An 18863-nucleotide genomic window follows, 5' to 3' on the forward strand; every position below is an offset into this window, starting at 1 on the left:
TATATCTACTATAGTATACTATGGTTTCGATATAGACTTTGTAAAAGTTGTATATTTTTAATAAAAGGCACCTCTGACGGGGCACCTTTTATTTTCACTCTATTGTACACCATACTGAATATAACTCGGATCGTAGTATATCCATTGATTTGTCCCTAAGCAAAGCCATCCATCTTGCTTACTCCATACTCGATACGATTCACCATGATGTAACTGTCTTATAACATTTCCATTTAATGATGGAGCATCACGCAAATTTACATTATCACCAGTAATAGTCGCCACATAATGTTTATACTGAATATAACTCGGATCATTATATACCCACTGATTTGTCCCTAAACAAAGCCATCCATCTTGTTCTCCCCAAACTTCATATGTTTCGCCACGATTCAATTGGCGAATTACACTAGACTGCAAAGATGGTCCACTTCTCAAATTCACATTATCTCCATTAATTATAGCAACCCCGTACACTGGAGTTGCATTATTAGGCGGGGAAACATTACCTCCACCACTTGCTCCATTCCCTTTTAAAGCTTCTAATGAAACTGCAGCTGATACATCACAATTTCCTACGCCTGAAATTTGTCCAGAATCTGTGTACTGCCACGCTGTCCACGCTGTCCATCCACCCGCATCAGCAGGCGGTGTACTCGAGTATTTAGCAATCCAAAGCGGTATATCACTTAATCCGCTAATTCCGAACTCATTAATATACCAAACTCCTGTATATAACATTACATCTTTTCCAGTAGCCTGTTTCACATAATTTATGAAGCTTCTTGCCCAATTCGATATAGCGTTACCAGTTAAATTACTGTTGCTCGGATCTGTTGGTGATTCTAAATCCAGAACTGGCATTAAGTCTGTCTGGTTATTTTGTAATATACTCACAAAATATTTCGCCTCTGAAATTGCATCATTTTGTTCTGGGCGTGCAAAATGGTATGCACCAATTAATACATTCGCATTTCGTGCTGCTTGTACATTCTTAGTAAAAGTAGGATCAATGTAGTTTACACCTTCTGTCGCTTTTGCATACGCTGCTGGAATTCCAGATGCCTTCACTGCATTCCAATCAATATTCCCTTCCCAATGAGACACATCAATAAACGTAACATTTGAACCTGATCTGTTTTGCATATAAAATCTCCTATCAATTTTTTTACTTCGTATACATACAATATGTACAAGTTTCATAAGAGGACACAACATTTATGCTATAGAAACAAAGAGTAAACATATTTTGTATACAAAATAAAAAAGACCTTGTATTACAAGGCCTTTTGCAAACTCACTTTATTTTGTAGCAAGTACATATTATAATACAAACCTTGCTCACTTAGTAATTCTTGATGTGTTCCTCTTTCTACTATCTCTCCATCATGCATCACAAAAATTTGATCTGCATCTTGAATTGTAGATAACCTATGCGCAATGGCTATCGTCGTTCTACCTTTTCGCATTTGTTGCAACGCTGTTTGAATAGCCTCTTCTGTTTCTGTATCGATATTAGCTGTTGCTTCATCTAATACTAATACTTTCGGATTCGTTGCTATCGTTCTAGCAAAAGCAATTAATTGTCGTTGACCGCTTGAAAATGCTGCACCTCTTTCTACTACTTCTGTTTCATACTGTTTTGGTAACTTTTCAATAAACGTATTCGCTTGCACAAATCGAGCAGCTTCTTTTACTTCTTCATCCGTAATTTCTTCATTATACATACGAATATTTTGCTTTACATTTCCAGCAAATAAAAATGCATCTTGCAATACGAGTCCTATTTTCTTTCTAATTTCTCGTTCTTCAAATTTTTCTAAATCTACACCGTCTATTACAATATTTCCTGACTTAATATTATAAAATCGCATTAACAAATTCATAATCGTACTTTTTCCGCTACCAGTATGCCCAACAAAAGCAACCGTTTGCCCTTGTTTCACGTGAAATGATACATTTTTTAAAACGTCACGCTTTCCATCATATGAAAAAGTAACATTTTTAAATTCAATATCCCCATCCACAACTTGAGGATTCTCATTGCCTTTTTGAACCGGTGCTAAATCTTTCTCGTCCATTAAATGAAATACACGTGATGACGAAACAAGTGCCTGTTGGAAAAAGGACAATTTCATCATCATCTCATTTACAGGTTGGAAAAAACGATGTATATAGTTAACAAAAGCATATAAAACTCCTACTTCAACAGGGCTCTTTAAAGCATCAATCCCAAATAAACCTAGTACTAACGCAATAGCTACAATATGCACTAAATCCGTAGCCGGTCGTAAAAGTAATGCGTCTAACTTCAAAGTACGTCGCCCTGCACTATAATGTTTATTATTCACTTCTTCAAACTCTTTTCTCATACGTTTTTCTTGTCTGAACACTTGAACAATATTCATTCCTTGTATGGACTCGTTCAATTTTGCATTTAACACGCTTAATTGATTACGTACTTCTAAATAAAAAGCTGCACTTTTCCGGCGATATAATACCATAATCGCAAACATGATCGGAATTAATACGAGAGAAAATAGCGCTAATTTTACATCTAATAAAAACATCGCTATTAAAATACCTACTAAAAAGACTACATTTTTCACAAATGTTGATAATACACTAACATAAAAATCTTTAATCGCTTCCGTATCATTCGTTATACGAGATACGAGCGTACCAATTGGCGTACGATCAAAGAAACTTAATGACAGCTTTTGAACATGTTCATATACTTCGACTCGCATATCTTGAACAATCTTAAAAGCAATGTTCTGAAAGTACAATAAATTTAAATACGTAAATAATACTTTTAATAAATGAGCAACTATGTAAATTACAAATAAAGTAACGAGCGCTGATCGTTCAAAATCCCGCGGTACTAGGTGTTCATCGAGGAATTGTTTAATTAAAAAAGGCCCCATCATTTCCGTTACTGTTGCACCAACTAAAAAGATAAATGCTAAAGATAGCAACCCTTTATATGGCTTCATATAAGAAAGCAATCTACTTAAATCACTTCGCTTCTTCTCTACCATCATACGCCTCCTTTCTCGACTAAAGCTTCTAATTGCTGGCTTTCATACATTTCCTTATACCAGCCGTTTTCCTTCATTAATTCCTCATGTGTACCTCTTTGTACAATTCTACCTTCATCAACAACAAGAATAAGATTGGCATGCTGAATTGCACTTAATCGGTGTGCAGTAATAATCGTCGTTTTCCCTGCTCTTTCCCTCTTTAAGGCACTTAAAATCGTCTCTTCTGTTTTTGCATCTACTGCTGATAAACAATCATCCAAAATTAATATTTCAGCATTTGTTAATAAAGCACGAGCAATAGAGATTCGCTGTTTTTGACCACCAGATAACGAAACACCTCTTTCCCCTACTACTGTTTCATATCCTTCTGAAAATTGGAGGATGTCATTATGAATACAAGCAATCTCTGCAGCTTGGGTAATTTCATTATATGTAGCATCCGCCTTTCCAAAGGCAATATTCTCACCAATACTTGCTGAAAATAAAAAATGATCTTGCGGCACGTATGAAATGGCAGAACGGACACCATGAAGTGTTATATCTCGAATATCTCGCTCCCCAATTTTTAATTCACCATTAAAATGATCATACTCACGGATTAAACATTTTAATAAAGTCGTTTTCCCTGCGCCTGTACGTCCTACAACTCCTAGCGTTTCCCCCTTCTTCAAATCAAAGTGAATATCGTTTAAATGTAACAATTCATTTTTCTTATACGAAAATGAATCAACGGCAAACGAAACATTACCGCTCGCTATTGTATGTACAGCATTTTCGCTATTTACTACATCTGATTTTTGTGAAAGAATTTTTTCTACACGGTCATATGAAGCACGCCCACGCTCCATAATATTGAATAACCATCCAAACGCTAACATTGGCCAAACAAGGGTACCTAAATATGTCGTAAATGTAACGAGATCACCTACTGTTAATTCACCTCTTACAACTAATACCGATCCATAACATACTGCGATTAAAAAAGAAAATCCAACGATAAGAGAGATTGTCGGATCAAATAACGAATCAATACGTGCAACTAACACATTTTTATGTACAACATCTTCTGATTTTCTTCGAAGCGCCTGCAAATCTTCTTTCTCTTGTCCAAGCGAGCGAATCACTTTCATTCCACTCATACTCTCTTGCACTTTATCATTGATTTCCGAAAACGATTGCTGTGCTTTATGAAACCTTTTATGTAATAAAGTTCCATAATAATTTGTCGAAATAGCTACAATCGGCATTGGAATTAAACTTAATAATGTTAACTTCCAACTAATTGTAAAACCCATCGCTACGAGTACACATCCTCCGACAGCTAATGAGTCAACAAGCGTCAAAACACCTGCTCCAGCAGTTTGCTGGATCGCTTGAATATCATTGGTCGCATGTGCCATTAAATCACCTGTTCGATTTGACTGATAGAAAGATGGACTCATCTTTGTAAAATGTTCATATAAATTTTTTCGTAATTGGCGAGCTAATTTTAATGAAGACCCGAAAATCATAATACGCCATATGTAACGTAATATGTACATCGTAATACCTACAATTACTAATAGTACAACCCATTTTAGTAACTTATCGGTCGTCAATGTTCCATCATTAATTTCATCTACAACGATTCCAATTACTTTTGGTGCTACAAGTTCTAAAAGTGCAACGCCAAACAATAAAATAATTCCAGTTATGTACGCTCGTTTTTCTTGTTTAAAAAACCACGCTAAATTCATAAACACTTTCATTTTTTTCCTCCTCCCTTAAAATGAGCGATGTTTTCAGTTTACCAAAAATACAGAATTTTTAAAAGTTTTAAAAACTATAACTAACAAAAAGAAAGACACTCTTAGCGAGTGTCTTTTAGCGCTTATTTCATTTGTTGCTTGTTCATTGCGCTCATCATTTGATTGATTTTCTTTTGGGAAGGTTTTTGTCCCATTTGCATCATCATCATTTTTAACATTTGTTCGTTAATTGGTGGATTTTTTTGTAAGTAATTCATCATATATTTGCGGGCAATGAAAAATCCTAACGCCACGCCTGCTACTAGTGCTACTACGCCCACTAGAATACCTAACCAAATTGGCATATATTTTCCTCCTTCATGTTGTCTACCTTACAGTGTACTAAAACCTTTTCAATAAGACAAGATACAATTCGACATTTTTTACACATATGTTCGTACTTGTTTTAGAGGATTCAGCCATCCGTACTTTGTATTTTCATAATCCATAGCTAAAAATGTTAATTCACACTTTCTTAACACCTCAAAGAATGTCGTTTCCATAGAGACATTTCCAGAGGTATTCATACGAATATAGTGCGGTTTCACCATTATTTCGCCGTACTCCGCTCCCGTATAAAGTGTATGTGTATGATGTGTTCTATCATATTTACCAAGAACGCGCAAAGCTTGTTCTAATTTATGATGAATTTTCATTACTTGCAATGGCATCGTTATATACATCATTTGCTTATATAACACTTTTTTCTCCGAAAGGGACCCAGATTCTGAAAATCGAGCAAATAAATCAAAAAACAAATATTCACGACCAAAATAAGCTTTCGCAATATCCTCTTGAATTAAATACAATTCATACGTTTTCATTTTTCCACTCCCAATCTGGACAACCTTTTCTCTTCATTATATATAAGAAAATTTGCAATGATTGTCTGACTGCGGAGAGATAAAAAACTTTTTCTGTCGAAAAAACTCATTTACATAGAAAAACCTCTCCATGCCGGAGAGATTTTTCTGAAATCATTAAAGCATTTCTTTTACTTTACGAACAACGTTCTCTACAGTAAATCCATACTCTTCCATAATCTTCTCACCAGGAGCAGAAGCACCGAATGTATCGATACCTAACACATCTCCTTCAAGACCTACGTAACGGTGCCATCCGAATGTAGCACCCATTTCGATTGCGAAACGTTTTGTTACTGCTTTTGGTAATACAGATTCTTTGTACTCTGCAGTTTGAGCTTCGAAGCGATCCATAGATGGCATGCTGACAACAGCTGCGTCAACGCCGTCTACTGCTAATGCTTTTTGAGCTTCAACAGCTAGGCTTACTTCAGATCCAGTTGCAAGTAAGATTACATCAGCCGTTTCTTTCTTGCTTGCAGAAACTACATATGCACCTTTTGCTACTTTTTCATACGTATCATCTTTTGCACCTTCTAATGTTGGAAGGTCTTGACGAGTTAATACTAAAGCAGTTGGTTTGTTTGTAGATTCTAAAGCTAGTCTCCAAGCTGCAACAGATTCGTTACCATCAGCAGGACGGATAACAGAAACGTTTGGCATTGCACGAAGCGCTGCTAATTGCTCGATTGGTTCATGCGTTGGACCATCTTCACCAACAGCGATACTGTCATGTGTGAATACATACGTTACTGGCAATTGCATTAATGCTGCAAGGCGAATTGCTGGGCGTAAGTAATCAGAGAATACGAAGAACGTACCACCGTAAGTTTTTAAACCACCATGTAGTGCAATACCGTTCATTGCTGCACCCATTGCGAACTCACGTACACCGTACCAAATGTTTTTACCGCTGTAATCATCTCTTGTAAAGTCTTTTTCGTTATTCATGTATGTTTTGTTAGAACCAGCAAGGTCAGCAGATCCACCGAAGAATGATGGCACAGACTCTGCAATTGCATTAATTACAGCACCAGAAGAATTACGAGTTGCTGCTTTTGATCCTAATTCATAAGTTGGTAGGTTTTGCTCCCAACCTTCCGGAAGTTGACCGTTCATTGCTGCTTGGAATTCGTTTGCTAATTCTGGGTATGCTTGTGCATATTCACCTAGCATCGTGTTCCACTCTGCTTGCGCAGTTTCACCAACATCTTGTACTGTTTTACGGAAGTTGTCATATACCTCTTCTGCTACGTGGAAGTCTTGCTCAGCAGTCCAAGCATATGCTTCTTTCGTTAATTTTGTTTCTTCTACACCAAGTGGAGAACCATGTGAAGCTGATTTTCCTGATTTGTTTGGAGAACCGAAACCAATTGTCGTTCTTACTTCAATTAGCGTTGGGCGTTTTTCGTCAGCTTTCGCTTCTTCAATTGCTTTCGCGATTGCTTCAATATCGTTTCCATCCTCAACACGGATTACTTGCCATCCGTATGCTTTGTAACGATCTTCTACACTTTCAGAGAATGAACGATTTAAATCGCCATCTAATGAAATATCGTTTGAATCATAAAGCACAACAAGACGACCTAATTGTAAATGAGCAGCTAATGAAGATGCTTCAGCAGAAACGCCCTCCATTAAATCTCCATCACCACAAATAGCGTATGTATAATGATCTACTACATTATACGCATCACGGTTATATTTAGCAGCTAAATGTCTTTCAGCCATTGCCATACCTACAGCAGTTGCAATACCTTGTCCAAGTGGACCAGTCGTTGCATCTACACCAGCTGTATGACCGTACTCAGGATGTCCTGGAGTTTTGCTTCCCCATTGACGGAAGTTCTTTAAGTCATCCATTGTTACATCATAACCAGATAGGTGAAGTAGGCTGTATAATAACATTGAACCATGACCTGCAGATAATACGAAACGATCACGGTTAAACCACGTTGGGTTATTTGGATTGTGTTTCATAAATTGAGTCCATAATGTATAAGCCATTGGTGCTGCACCCATTGGCATTCCTGGGTGACCAGAGTTTGCTTTTTCAATCGCATCGATGGATAATGTGCGAATCGTGTTGATAGAAAGTTGTTCGATTGAATGTGACATGCTATTCTTCCCTTCGCTTATATTAGTAAACGTTTTATACATTTATATGATAGCTTCCCACGCAAGATTATACAACATGTATCGACAAATATGTTGATATTTTTTTGATTTTTTATAAAAAAATCAATGTTTCCGGGAATGTATGGGCATTCAATATGACATACTTTTTCATTATTTTTATTTTAAAAAGAAAGGGAATTATCTGTATATTTATACAATTTTCTTCTATACTTACGTTTTTAAAAACATAAAAAAGCATCTAACTTCGATGCTTTTCAAATAAGTTAAACAATCCTTTTCCGAATCGAACTTGAAATCCAATCAATTATAATTACCATTAAAATGATACCTAATAAAATAATCCCAACACGAGACCAATTCCGTGAACTCAGCGCAAAAATTAAAGGTGTACCAATCCCTCCTGCTCCAATAACCCCTAAAATCGCAGCGGATCGTACATTAATTTCAAATCTGTATAACGTATACGATAGAAAATCCGGTAACACTTGTGGTAACACTGCATACCAAAGTATTTGAAAACGGTTTGCTCCTGTTGCTAGTAACGCTTCCGTCGGTCCATTATCTATGTTTTCAATTCCTTCTGAATATAGTTTCCCTAACATTCCAATAGAATGTAATCCTAAGGCCAATACTCCTGCAAAAGAGCCTGGACCAACAGCTTTTATAAATAAAAGAGCCATAACTAATTCAGGAAACGTACGAACAAAACTAAGTACAAATTTCCCAGATCCTGAAGTTAATTTTCCACTCCTCATATTCGTTGCCGCCCAAAAGGCAAACGGAACAGATAAAAATGCAGAAATAAATGTACCTAATATCGCAATTGCCAACGTATCAATTAATCCATGTAATAAATCTTCACCATCTGGCAAAGATACATACGACCAGTCTGGATTCAATATCCCTGTCATAATTGCTTTCGTGATTTCACCTGCTGTGTCCTTTATCCCCTCTAATGGCACTCCTGAAAAGGCCCATGCATATACAACTGTAAGTGCTATTAAAATAATCCAGCGATATATACTCGGTTTCTTCGGTTTTTGCACAATCATCGTCGTTCTATTCATTATAGTTTCTCCCGCAACAATGTACTAATGTAGTCAATTAACAAAACAACAATAAGGGTATAAATAATTATAGAAGCAGTTTGTTTATATTGTAAAAATCCAAGTGTACGATCATAATATAATCCAATACCACCTGCTCCTACTAAACCTAAAACAGCTGCTGCACGTACGTTCACCTCAAATGTATAAAGAACATAGGAGACAAAATGTGCTTTCACTTGCGGAATTACCCCATAAACAATCCATTGCACCTTATTAGCTCCTACCGCTGTCATCGCCTCTAACGGACCTGGATCAATTGATTCAATTGACTCATACAACAATTTCGCCACAAGCCCAATTGAGAAAAACGTAAGAGCTAAAATGCCTGGAAGTGGTCCTATTCCAAAAATAGCTACGAAAATAGCCGCCAATAATAAATCTGGTATCGTTCGTATAAAATTTAAAATCATTCGAGCTAGACTGTATAAAAATGTGTTAGTAAACACATTACTTGCCGCAAACAGTGCAAGTGGAATAGCTAAAATCGCTCCTAAAGTCGTCCCAATAATCGCCATACGTATTGTATCTAACATTGCTGTTGTAATAACTTGAAAATAACTCCAATCTGGCGGCACCATTTCTTTTAACAAATCCATCATATTAGGAAAACCAACTACTAGCTTTGAAAATGATGCGTCGACCTGTATACTACTTCCCCACAACAGTAAAATGACTAGAATAAACGTTAACATATGTTTTAACTTACTCGGCGGCTTCGGTATCGATTTCGAATATATCGTTACGTCACTCATTTAACTGCCACCTCTAACAATTCATTTTTCTGTGCTACATCTCCATAAATTTCAGCAAATTTTTCATCTGTCGCCTCTTCTACTGAACCATCAAAAACAATTTCTCCTGCATGTAATCCAATAATACGTGTCGCATATTGCCTAGCTAAATCAATAGAATGCAAATTCACAATTGTTGTAATTCCAAAATCTTCATTGATTTTTTTCAAATCATTTAATACTTGCTTTGTCGTAAGTGGATCTAACGATGCAACAGGCTCATCTGCCAATATGATTTTTGCTTCTTGTGCCAATGCTCTAGCTATTGATACACGTTGCTGTTGTCCTCCTGATAATTCATCAGCACGTGCATATGCTTTTTCTAAAATATTCACTCTTTTTAACGCTTGAAATGCGAGCTCCACATCTTCTTTCGGAAACAAACCTAACGTTGTACGTAATGTGGAATGATATCCAATACGACCAGCTAATACATTTTTTAATACTGTTGATCGCTTTACAAGATTAAAACTTTGGAAGATCATACCGATATCCCGGCGCATACGCCTTAATTCTTTTCCTTTCGCAGCAGTAATAGACTCACCTTCAATAATGATTTCTCCTTCGGTAATCTCATGAAGACGATTTACGGATCTGAGAAGTGTAGATTTTCCAGCTCCAGACAGCCCTACCATTACAACAAACTCACCTTTTTGAATTTTCAAGTTTATATTATTCAATCCTTTTGTACCATTTGGATACACTTTGGAGACATTTCGAAACTCTATCACACATCTTACCTACCTTCTATGTATTCAAAACGGCAAACTAACTGAAAACATCCCCTTTCAGCTAGCTGCCATTTTCATATGTATTATTGCGTTTTTACTTTCTTCCCATATTCACGAACGATATCAAATTTACTATCATCAGATTTAACATATCCTTCATGTGAATATACTTCTTTAATGATTTTGTGACCTTCCTCATTCTTTCCAATTTCAATGAAAGCATCTTGTAATTTCTTGCTCCACTCTGCATCTAAATCAGATCGTACAGAAATTGTATCGTTCGGAATTTTCTCAGTAAATTTCACTATTTTCGTTTGATCAAATATATTCGGATAATCTTTTTTTACAATATTACGAGCATCTTGGAATACAACAGCTGCATCTACGTCACCATTTAAAAGAGCAATAAGCGACTGATCGTGACCTTTTAATGTAACAGGTTTCACATCTTTTAACGGATCAATTCCCTCTTTTAATAGAACAGCTGCAGGCCATACATACCCTGCTGATGATGTTACATCTTGATAACCAATCTTTTTACCTTTTAAATCTTTTACACTATTTATATTAGAGTCTTTTTTAACAACAAACTCAGATTTATAATAATCTACTAAATCTTTTGTAGGAGCTCCTGTTTCATCATCTACTCCAAAACGTTGTGCTTGTAAAATTACATTTGCAGCCTTCTTTTCATGTGCTAATACGTACGCTGTTGGCGGTAAAAATCCTACATCTACTTGTTTAGATGCCATCGCTTCTACAATTGTATTGTAGTTCGTTGAAATACTAACTTTTACTGGAATATTTAACTTATCACTTAATAGCTTCTCAAGCGGTTTTGCCTTCGCCTCTAACGTATCTGCATTTTGAGAAGGAACAAATTGAACATTTAAAGTCTTCGGTACATACCCTTTTTTCGTATCTTCATTTTTACTTGCACTTGACTCTTTCGTCCCGCAGCCACTTAATAATCCCGCTGCTAGTACAACTGTTGTGCTCATTGCAAAAACTTTTTTCAACATATTAATGCCTCCATTTTTCATTGTTATAAAATAACCTTTCATAAACATGAAGAAATATATCACATATTTTTACAAATAATTGATTATTTACAGAATCTTTACACATTCTATACACTCACATTAAAATTCTCTTCACATATTTGATATGATGAATTGGAAGATAACAATAGAAAAGGTGAGTCATATTGGAACAAAATCAAACTGTAACTTTAAACATCTTATTAACAAGCGATATACATGGCACTGTTTATCCTATTCACTACCAAGATAACTCCCCAGCAGAACTTGGTTTAGCTAAAATTTCTACTCTTATAAAAAAAGAACGTTCCCAAAATAGAAACGTTCTTTTAATTGATAATGGCGACTTTATTCAAGGAACACCATTTACTTATCATTATGTTACATACGAAAAAAACAAAAAAAACCCAATGTCCTTATTAGCGAATTACTTACAGTATGACGCTGCAATTATCGGCAATCATGAATTTAATTACGGGATGGATATATTAAATAATGCTGTGACTACTGCGAACTTCCCGTACCTATCAGCAAACATTTTAGATAAAAACAGTAAAAAACCTTATTTCGGAAAACCTTATATAATCAAACAGATTGAATCCAATATAAAAATTGCTATTTTAGGGGTAACAACACATCGCTATCAAGCTAAGCTTATACAAAGTCAATTTTAGGCGAGATTGTTCCTTTTTCTAAAGGGCAAGTGTAGGTGATTGAAAGATTTGCATACGAAATAAACCCTAACGGGTTTCACTTTTTTGAATTAAGCGGCTTGATTGTCCGACATAGTACAATTATAAACGACACCTAATATATCAAAAACTGTTTTCTTCTCATACCTATGGAATTTTCGCCCGTTTTGCTGTAGGAGATTGAACAGGCGAAGTAATACCTTTGATAGCTCTTGGGTGTTTTTTTGTATAGTTTGGAATAGAAGAAGGAAATAGTCTTTAATCATATATATGGCCTTATATTCACTCAGTTCTCGTTTCTTTTTCATAAGAAGTAATTGCCGCATTTGAAACATGGTAGAAGAACAAAGTAGAATGGCAATCAGTTGCCCATACAAATGGCATTCCAATCGTTCTCGTTTTATCTTTTTACAATGATGAATATGAAAGAATGATTTCCATGTTTTAAATAAAATCTCGATTTGCCAACGTAAAGAATACCAATCATGTACTTGTCCCATTGGGACAATATCTATAGGGGTATTTGTCATATATACATTGATACCGCTAAGTCGTTTACTACGAGCAGAATACTTCATTCCTTTCTTTTTTTCTCTTACCGTTTGATCGTGTAATCGTTTTTGTTGTTGTTCTTTTGTTAGTCGATGAACAATCACACGAGTTGGTACTTTATCAGTCATTCCTACATAAGCGTTGGATATTTCATATGTTTGTCCTGGCTGAAGAGAGTTCATTAAAACCTCCATATCTATTTGGATATACTCTGTACCCTTCTTAATTCTGCCATCTTGAAAATAATCAGGGTTTGGATTTTTTTGATAAATACGTGTATTCGATTTAATACGTGAGATATAATAGGCCTTTTTATCTTGTATATGTTGAAGATCTTTCAAATGAAAATAACCTAAATCTCGGATACATAAATCATTCGCTGTTACAGTTGGGGCACACAGGGAACCGTAGGTTCGATCATGTTGTTTACCTGGACCTGTATGAATATGAAGGAATTGTCCACTTAATAAATCATACTCAAGCTGTATCTTTACTCCCGCTGTATGGCTGCATCCTCCCGCACCAGGATAAACCGATGAAAATATATCCGGGAGTTGAAATGCAGTTGAATCTAAAATACGAATACGCTTGAAAACAGAAGTGTATGGAGAAGAAATCGGCATAGATGCGGCCAATTTTTTGCTTAGTAGTTCGGCTAGTAGGTGTTGTAAAAGTTGGACGGCCGCCTTATTAAACCGTTGATTCAGTCCCTCAGGACTGATGAGTACTTCTGTTGATGCTTCTAAACAGCTAGATAACTGAGTTAAAGAAGTCATAGCTACATTTTGGCTCACCCATACACATAAAGCTACTAAATCTTTTGCTTGGTACTTACTGGTTCGTTGTACAAAGCCAACATCTCTAGCAATATCTCGTAAGGCATTTGGAGATAGGGCACTTTGAATCTCTTGAGCAAATAGTTGTAATTCGTTAGACACAGAAACAGACATAAAAAACGCCATCCTTTCCTATGATTCTACAGAAAGAATAGCGTATTTTTTCATTTTAGGGGGCATTTCTTTTTATTAGCTTGATAGCGATGGGGTAGCACCACATGCCCATCAACTTAAAATTTTAAGGTATCCCCAAAACGAAAAAATGAGCTTTTTTATTACAAATTAGCACAAAATCTTGTTCTGGGGGTAGTTGTATTTTCTTAGCTTGATAGCGATGGGGTAACAACACATTACATCCCAAATTGGGAACAGTCCCATCACATTAAAGATTTACTATTTGAAGATGCATTAAAGACTACAAAAGAATGGGTTTCTTATATTCGCGAACATGAGAAACCAGATTTACTAGTCGTAGCGTATCACGGGGGAGTTGAACGAGATTTACAAACCGGGGTACCGACTGAAGTGTTAACAGGAGAAAACCAAGGATATGCAATGTGCCATGAAATTGAAGGCATAGATATTTTATTAACAGGCCACCAACACCGGGAAATTGCTCACACAATGGCTAACGGTGTAACAATTTTACAGACCGGATGTAATGGAAACTCAGTTGGAAAAGTAAAAATAACATTCGAAAAAACAAAACATAAATGGGTGAAAAAAGAGAGGTCTTCTGAATTATTATCTGTACAAGGAGTTGAGGCTGACCAAGATGCACTTTCATTGGTAGCCGATTACGAAGAGAAAACACAAAAGTGGCTTGATCAACCTATTGGAATCATTCAGGGAGATATGCAAATTTCAGATGCTATGCAAACTCGTTTGCATGATCATCCTTTTATCGAATTCATAAATAAAATACAGATGGATATAGCTAATGTATCAATTTCTTGTACAAGTTTGTTCCATAATACATCTCCAGGTTTCCCGGAACATGTAACAATGCGTGACATCGTTTCTAATTATATTTATCCAAACACATTAAAAGTAATTAGAATAACTGGAGCAGATATAAAAAATGCTCTTGAACTCTCTGCTTCTTATTTCACATTAAAAACAGATGGATCCATCACCGTAAGTCCTACCTATATAGAACCAAAGCCACAACATTATAATTATGATATGTGGGAAGGGATTTCATACGTATTAAACATTTCAAAACCAATTGGTGAAAGAGTAGAATCTTTACAGCATAACAGTGCTCCTCTTAATATGAATGAAGAATATGACGTTGTAATGAATAATTATCGTGCAAGTGGCGGGGGAAATTTCTTTATGTTTCAAAACAAACCGGTAGTAAAAGATATACCCACAGATATGTCTGAACTTATCGCTAATTATATATTGGAACATAAAACGATAGAAGCAACAGTTAATAACAACTGGAAAGTTATTAAATAACGATTTTTACAAATAAAAAAGATGGGCTTCGCCCATCTTTTAATTTAATTTTGCATTATCTTGCTTTTTTAAAGCTTTTAATTTCGTCGGTGTAACATCTGTACCTTCTTCGTTAACAACTTTAATACCTTTAAGTTCGTTTAACATATTTTGACGAAATCCTTTTAAATATTGTTCACGTAGCGATTGACGCTCACGTTGCTCTTCTTCAGTTAAACCTTCAGCTTTTGCTTTTTTCGCTAAGAAGTTAATGCGTTCAACGAGTTCGTGATTAATCATCTCGAATCCCCCTTCTAATCAAAACTGATTATTATCATACAATAGTTACTCTTCTTTATCAAGCAATTGCTTCGTATACTCTACATATCTACGATGTACAGTCGCCTTTGAAACATCATGACCAAATCCACGTAATGTTGCTGCAATTTCTTCAAACGTGAGTTCACTTTTTCGTAAACGTACAATTTCCTCAATTGGCACTTCTTTTTTCTCTCTTCCTACACTTAAATGACGATTTTTTAAATTATTTTCTGGACGATAACCTTTTTCTACTGCACGTTGCATACCTCGTTTAATTTTCAAATTATGAATCTTTCTTTGATATTCTTCAACAATACCAATAATATCTAATACCATCGAATCAGAATCCGACAATTGTAATTCACCATTATGTGTATGCGTATATACTTTTATGCCTTCTTTATGTAAACAATGCATTAATGCGATCTTCGCATTTCCTCTACCAAGGCGCGTTTCATCTTGTATAAGTAACACATCGATTTGTTCGTCTCGAATTGTATCCAACACCTCTAATATACCGTCACGTTCAATTGTATATCCACTAGCCTGCTCTTCAATCACCTTAGTAACATTCATTTGATAGCGCTCAGCTAAATGCAATAATTCATCTTTTTGACGTAATAATGATGTTTCTTGCGCTTCTTTCGTTGTACTCACACGTGCATAAATAATTGCATTCATTTTGAACCCCTCTTTCTCCCTATTATTTCCCTATAGTGTAACATAAATCCGCCATTTGTTCGAACTTATGTTTGTAGAATGTTTTTTCACATGTTATACTTATTAATAAGAAAAATGAAAGAAAACGAGGTGTTAGAAAACATGGAAAAGTTAACGAAACGCCAGCAAGACATTCTCGACTTTATTAAGCTAAAAGTACAAGAAAAAGGATATCCACCTTCCGTACGTGAAATTGGTCAAGCAGTCGGCCTCGCTTCTAGTTCTACAGTGCACGGACATTTATCACGATTAGAAGAAAAAGGATACATTCGACGCGATCCAACAAAACCACGTGCCATTGAAATTTTAGGTGAAGACCGAATGGATACGGAAACACAATCTGTTATTCAAGTTCCAATTGTCGGAAAAGTTACTGCTGGTTTACCAATTACAGCGGTTGAAAGCGTAGAGGAACATTTCCCACTTCCAGCTAGTATTGTCGCTGGAGCAGACCAAGTGTTCATGTTACGTATTTCTGGAGATAGTATGATTGAAGCTGGTATTTTCGATGGAGATCTAGTTGTTGTTCGCCAACAACAGTCTGCATATAATGGTGAAATTGTAGTCGCTTTAACAGAAGATAATGAAGCAACTGTTAAACGTTTCTATAAAGAAAAAGACCATTTCCGTTTACAACCAGAAAATTCTTCATTAGAACCTATCATTTTAAAACAAGTGTCAGTTATCGGGAAAGTAATTGGCGTATATCGTGATTTACATTAAAAAATAATAAAAAGAAGATAATTACCTTATTTATATACGGTAATTATCTTCTTTTTTGTATTTTGATAGATTTCCATGCATTCTATTTCTTATTAACGAGTTTTAATCGTCACATCTCCAGCAGCCGTTTTACCACTAATCTTTTTACTACCATTTCCAATTGTTACGTTTTTATTTTCTTCATTAAAAATTGTTACATCTCCGGCAGCACTTTGCCCAGTAATTACCGCATCTTGTGGTTTTTCCGATAAAGTAATATCTATATCTCCCGCAGTTGAACTTGCTTCTAGATTATACTTAGAATCATGATCTTGAATATTTATTTCCCCACTTGTTGTTTTTGCGGTCACTTTCCCTAATACCTTCTTAAAATTCACCTCACCAGCTTTTGTCGATCCCTCCACATTCTTAGCCGTTATTTGTTTCAACTCTACTTCTCCAGCAAGTGTTCTAACACTTACGCTATCACTTTTCACATCACTCATTTCGATTTGTCCAGCAGATGAATTTACTTTTACATCTTGGTAAGAGCGTTCGGGCACAAGGAGAGTCAATTTAGACGTTTGAAACCTAAAATCGTAAAAAGAAAAATCAAATGAAGCACCTTTTTCTCTTTCCCCAATAACTTTTAATGTGTCACCATCTTCTGCGATACGAATCTCTTGTTTACGTACATCTCCTGATTGCTTGATATAAAAAGAAGAGTCAGGAGATTTTTGGACAATAATATCCCCGGCATCTAACTTAACTTCTATATTTTTTAATGTTTCGTTTTTAATTACATTTTCTTTATCGCCTTTTTTAGCAGTTTGTACTGCTTTTTCATATGTTTGGGAAATTCCTATTACTCCAATAATGATACAAGCAATAGCGATTAAAAATAGTTTTTTCATCATTTACTCTCCTTTTATCATTTTGAAGTTCCATATTACATATCGTACACACAATCTCTTAAACCACTTTGTACTATAAAAAGCGATAATACATAACAATAAACCTACTCCAACAAACGTTATACTAACGAAAAGATCCAACCATATAAAAGTACCCATAAATACTTTTCCAATAACGAAAAATGGTGTTACTACACTAGCAATACCACCGATCCAAAAAGAAAATATAAAAGCAATAATTGCGACTAACGGTCCTAACACAATAATAAAATTAAACAAACTAAGTCCAATCGCTGCCATAACAGCTCTTGTCACATTTGAAGTCGATGGATTTTTTTTCATTTCATCGAAGCGATACATCGCAAGTAATTCTTTCGCTATTACTTTCGGAGAACCAAGGCCTTGTATTATTTCTGATTCAGTTTTCCCCTCTTCTAGTCCAAACTGAAAGTGCTCTTCATAATCCAATAAAATATCTTGCCTCTCTTCCTCTGGTAACTTTCTAAGATAACTTGATAATTCTTTAAGAAACCCTTCTTTACTCATCCCATTCCACCCCTTCAATAATTTCTTGTACCCCTTTCGCAAAATCACACCATTCTGTTACTAACAAATGAAATTGCGTCTCCCCTTGCTCTGTTAATTGATAATATTTACGAGGTGGCCCTTCCGTAGATTCCTTTAAATACGTTTGAAAATACCCTTCTTTCGTCAAACGACGTAATAAAGGGTATACTGACCCTTCCGATATTAAAAATTTATTAGAAATTTGCTGAACAAGTTCATAACCGTAACTATCTTTACGTTTTACAAGTGCTAATACACAAAGTTCAAGCACACCTTTTTTAAACTGAACGTTCAAGTGCCATCCTCCTTCCCTATCTCAGTACTGTTCAATACACGGTACCTAATTTATCCATAATATACCACTTAGTATTATTTATTGCAAGGTACTAAGCTATATTTATTCCCTAAATTTAGAAAGCGAACTAACAAATCCCTGAATAAGACTGTGTTATAACTAAGCATTCTTCAAGGTTTCATTTCATTTACATTAAATATTAGACTTCATTCACTCTTTCCTCTTGAAGAATCCACTACAACCTTATTCACTATAGCTAATGAGAAAAAGCCCCAATACTTATTGGTATTAGGGCTTTTTCTCATTATTATATATTA

At 35.5% G+C, this 18863-nt stretch carries 17 protein-coding genes and 2 pseudogenes; 3 read left to right on the forward strand and 16 right to left on the reverse strand.

The annotated features are described in order from the left end of the window. Positions 1–99 precede the first annotated feature (99 nt). The 10 genes from MHB52_RS19155 to MHB52_RS19200 form a co-directional block, all read right to left on the reverse strand. Positions 100–1146: a GH25 family lysozyme gene (locus MHB52_RS19155; protein WP_001181384.1), complete on the reverse strand. Its 1047-nt coding sequence runs from the start codon at positions 1144–1146 to the stop codon at positions 100–102. A gap of 131 nt (positions 1147–1277) precedes the next feature. Continuing rightward, positions 1278–3041 carry an ABC transporter ATP-binding protein gene (locus MHB52_RS19160; protein WP_000229517.1) on the reverse strand — a complete coding sequence of 588 codons (1764 nt, stop codon included), beginning with the start codon at positions 3039–3041 and terminating at the stop codon, positions 1278–1280. Then, on the reverse strand, positions 3041–4792 hold the full coding sequence (locus tag MHB52_RS19165) for an ABC transporter ATP-binding protein (RefSeq protein WP_061663277.1): 1752 nt from the start codon (positions 4790–4792) through the stop codon (positions 3041–3043). The genes MHB52_RS19160 and MHB52_RS19165 overlap by 1 nt, the downstream gene beginning before the upstream one ends. A 122-nt stretch (positions 4793–4914) precedes the next feature. After that, positions 4915–5136: a YneF family protein gene (locus MHB52_RS19170; protein WP_001123317.1), complete on the reverse strand. Its 222-nt coding sequence runs from the start codon at positions 5134–5136 to the stop codon at positions 4915–4917. A 78-nt stretch (positions 5137–5214) separates the two neighbouring features. Then, positions 5215–5655: a sporulation inhibitor of replication protein SirA gene (sirA, locus tag MHB52_RS19175; protein ID WP_000860645.1), complete on the reverse strand. Its 441-nt coding sequence runs from the start codon at positions 5653–5655 to the stop codon at positions 5215–5217. Positions 5656–5811: 156 nt separating this feature from the next. Next, entirely contained in the window at positions 5812–7812 is a 2001-nt protein-coding gene (gene tkt, locus MHB52_RS19180) for a transketolase (RefSeq protein WP_000019766.1), read from the reverse strand. A gap of 284 nt (positions 7813–8096) precedes the next feature. Continuing rightward, positions 8097–8900, reverse strand: a complete 804-nt coding sequence (phnE, locus tag MHB52_RS19185) for a phosphonate ABC transporter, permease protein PhnE (protein WP_061663278.1) — start codon at positions 8898–8900, stop codon at positions 8097–8099. Then, entirely contained in the window at positions 8900–9694 is a 795-nt protein-coding gene (phnE, locus tag MHB52_RS19190) for a phosphonate ABC transporter, permease protein PhnE (protein WP_001286372.1), read from the reverse strand. The genes phnE (MHB52_RS19185) and phnE (MHB52_RS19190) overlap by 1 nt, the downstream gene beginning before the upstream one ends. After that, positions 9691–10464 carry a phosphonate ABC transporter ATP-binding protein gene (gene phnC / locus MHB52_RS19195; protein WP_000569246.1) on the reverse strand — a complete coding sequence of 258 codons (774 nt, stop codon included), beginning with the start codon at positions 10462–10464 and terminating at the stop codon, positions 9691–9693. Before phnC ends, phnE (MHB52_RS19190) begins: the two co-directional genes overlap by 4 nt. 83 nt (positions 10465–10547) lie before the next feature. Continuing rightward, entirely contained in the window at positions 10548–11486 is a 939-nt protein-coding gene (locus tag MHB52_RS19200; RefSeq protein WP_000915058.1) for a phosphate/phosphite/phosphonate ABC transporter substrate-binding protein, read from the reverse strand. 185 nt (positions 11487–11671) lie between these two features. Between MHB52_RS19200 and MHB52_RS19205 the strand changes: the two are divergent. Further along, positions 11672–12142, forward strand: a pseudogene (locus MHB52_RS19205) (metallophosphoesterase); the annotation flags it as partial. A gap of 125 nt (positions 12143–12267) precedes the next feature. Here the strand turns inward: MHB52_RS19205 and MHB52_RS19210 are convergent. Next, entirely contained in the window at positions 12268–13698 is a 1431-nt protein-coding gene (locus tag MHB52_RS19210) for an IS4 family transposase (protein WP_061663672.1), read from the reverse strand. A gap of 222 nt (positions 13699–13920) precedes the next feature. On the opposite strand from MHB52_RS19210, the pseudogene MHB52_RS19215 reads away from it, so the two are divergent. Continuing rightward, positions 13921–15048 (forward strand): annotated as a pseudogene (locus tag MHB52_RS19215) (bifunctional metallophosphatase/5'-nucleotidase); the annotation flags it as partial. Between the two features lie 39 nt (positions 15049–15087). On the opposite strand, the gene MHB52_RS19220 reads toward MHB52_RS19215, so the two are convergent. Together MHB52_RS19220 and MHB52_RS19225 are read right to left on the reverse strand one after the other, a co-directional pair. Then, on the reverse strand, positions 15088–15327 hold the full coding sequence (locus MHB52_RS19220) for a DUF896 domain-containing protein (protein WP_000607015.1): 240 nt from the start codon (positions 15325–15327) through the stop codon (positions 15088–15090). A gap of 45 nt (positions 15328–15372) precedes the next feature. Beyond that, positions 15373–16029, reverse strand: a complete 657-nt coding sequence (locus MHB52_RS19225; RefSeq protein WP_000991470.1) for a YneB family resolvase-like protein — start codon at positions 16027–16029, stop codon at positions 15373–15375. Positions 16030–16170: 141 nt separating this feature from the next. Here MHB52_RS19225 and lexA point away from each other — a divergent pair, with 141 nt between their 5' ends. Further along, on the forward strand, positions 16171–16791 hold the full coding sequence (lexA, locus tag MHB52_RS19230) for a transcriptional repressor LexA (RefSeq protein ID WP_000413738.1): 621 nt from the start codon (positions 16171–16173) through the stop codon (positions 16789–16791). Positions 16792–16883: 92 nt separating this feature from the next. On the opposite strand, the gene MHB52_RS19235 is transcribed toward lexA, so the two are convergent. From MHB52_RS19235 to MHB52_RS19245, 3 genes are read right to left on the reverse strand one after another with little or no spacing between them, the layout of a single operon-like run. Beyond that, positions 16884–17687, reverse strand: coding sequence for a DUF4097 family beta strand repeat-containing protein (locus MHB52_RS19235; RefSeq protein WP_000976240.1), 804 nt, complete (start codon positions 17685–17687; stop codon positions 16884–16886). Continuing rightward, positions 17688–18230 carry a DUF1700 domain-containing protein gene (locus tag MHB52_RS19240; RefSeq protein WP_000031383.1) on the reverse strand — a complete coding sequence of 181 codons (543 nt, stop codon included), beginning with the start codon at positions 18228–18230 and terminating at the stop codon, positions 17688–17690. Continuing rightward, on the reverse strand, positions 18223–18546 hold the full coding sequence (locus MHB52_RS19245) for a PadR family transcriptional regulator (RefSeq protein ID WP_001102627.1): 324 nt from the start codon (positions 18544–18546) through the stop codon (positions 18223–18225). Before MHB52_RS19245 ends, MHB52_RS19240 begins: the two co-directional genes overlap by 8 nt. Positions 18547–18863 lie beyond the last annotated feature (317 nt).

The organism is Bacillus sp. FSL K6-0073 (assembly GCF_038006085.1).
Taxonomy (GTDB): domain Bacteria; phylum Bacillota; class Bacilli; order Bacillales; family Bacillaceae_G; genus Bacillus_A; species Bacillus_A cereus.

What these genes read in the sequence shown, in the direction of transcription:
- MHB52_RS19155 (WP_001181384.1), bottom strand. Translation starts at nt 1,146, where the DNA reads ATGCAAAACAGATCAGGTTCAAATGTTACGTTTATTGATGTGTCTCAT.
- MHB52_RS19160 (WP_000229517.1), bottom strand. Translation starts at nt 3,041, where the DNA reads ATGGTAGAGAAGAAGCGAAGTGATTTAAGTAGATTGCTTTCTTATATG.
- MHB52_RS19165 (WP_061663277.1), bottom strand. Translation starts at nt 4,792, where the DNA reads ATGAAAGTGTTTATGAATTTAGCGTGGTTTTTTAAACAAGAAAAACGA.
- MHB52_RS19170 (WP_001123317.1), bottom strand. Translation starts at nt 5,136, where the DNA reads ATGCCAATTTGGTTAGGTATTCTAGTGGGCGTAGTAGCACTAGTAGCA.
- sirA (WP_000860645.1), bottom strand. Translation starts at nt 5,655, where the DNA reads ATGAAAACGTATGAATTGTATTTAATTCAAGAGGATATTGCGAAAGCT.
- tkt (WP_000019766.1), bottom strand. Translation starts at nt 7,812, where the DNA reads ATGTCACATTCAATCGAACAACTTTCTATCAACACGATTCGCACATTA.
- phnE (WP_061663278.1), bottom strand. Translation starts at nt 8,900, where the DNA reads ATGAATAGAACGACGATGATTGTGCAAAAACCGAAGAAACCGAGTATA.
- phnE (WP_001286372.1), bottom strand. Translation starts at nt 9,694, where the DNA reads ATGAGTGACGTAACGATATATTCGAAATCGATACCGAAGCCGCCGAGT.
- MHB52_RS19200 (WP_000915058.1), bottom strand. Translation starts at nt 11,486, where the DNA reads ATGTTGAAAAAAGTTTTTGCAATGAGCACAACAGTTGTACTAGCAGCG.
- MHB52_RS19210 (WP_061663672.1), bottom strand. Translation starts at nt 13,698, where the DNA reads ATGTCTGTTTCTGTGTCTAACGAATTACAACTATTTGCTCAAGAGATT.
- MHB52_RS19220 (WP_000607015.1), bottom strand. Translation starts at nt 15,327, where the DNA reads ATGATTAATCACGAACTCGTTGAACGCATTAACTTCTTAGCGAAAAAA.
- MHB52_RS19225 (WP_000991470.1), bottom strand. Translation starts at nt 16,029, where the DNA reads ATGAATGCAATTATTTATGCACGTGTGAGTACAACGAAAGAAGCGCAA.
- lexA (WP_000413738.1), top strand. Translation starts at nt 16,171, where the DNA reads ATGGAAAAGTTAACGAAACGCCAGCAAGACATTCTCGACTTTATTAAG.
- MHB52_RS19235 (WP_000976240.1), bottom strand. Translation starts at nt 17,687, where the DNA reads ATGATGAAAAAACTATTTTTAATCGCTATTGCTTGTATCATTATTGGA.
- MHB52_RS19240 (WP_000031383.1), bottom strand. Translation starts at nt 18,230, where the DNA reads ATGAGTAAAGAAGGGTTTCTTAAAGAATTATCAAGTTATCTTAGAAAG.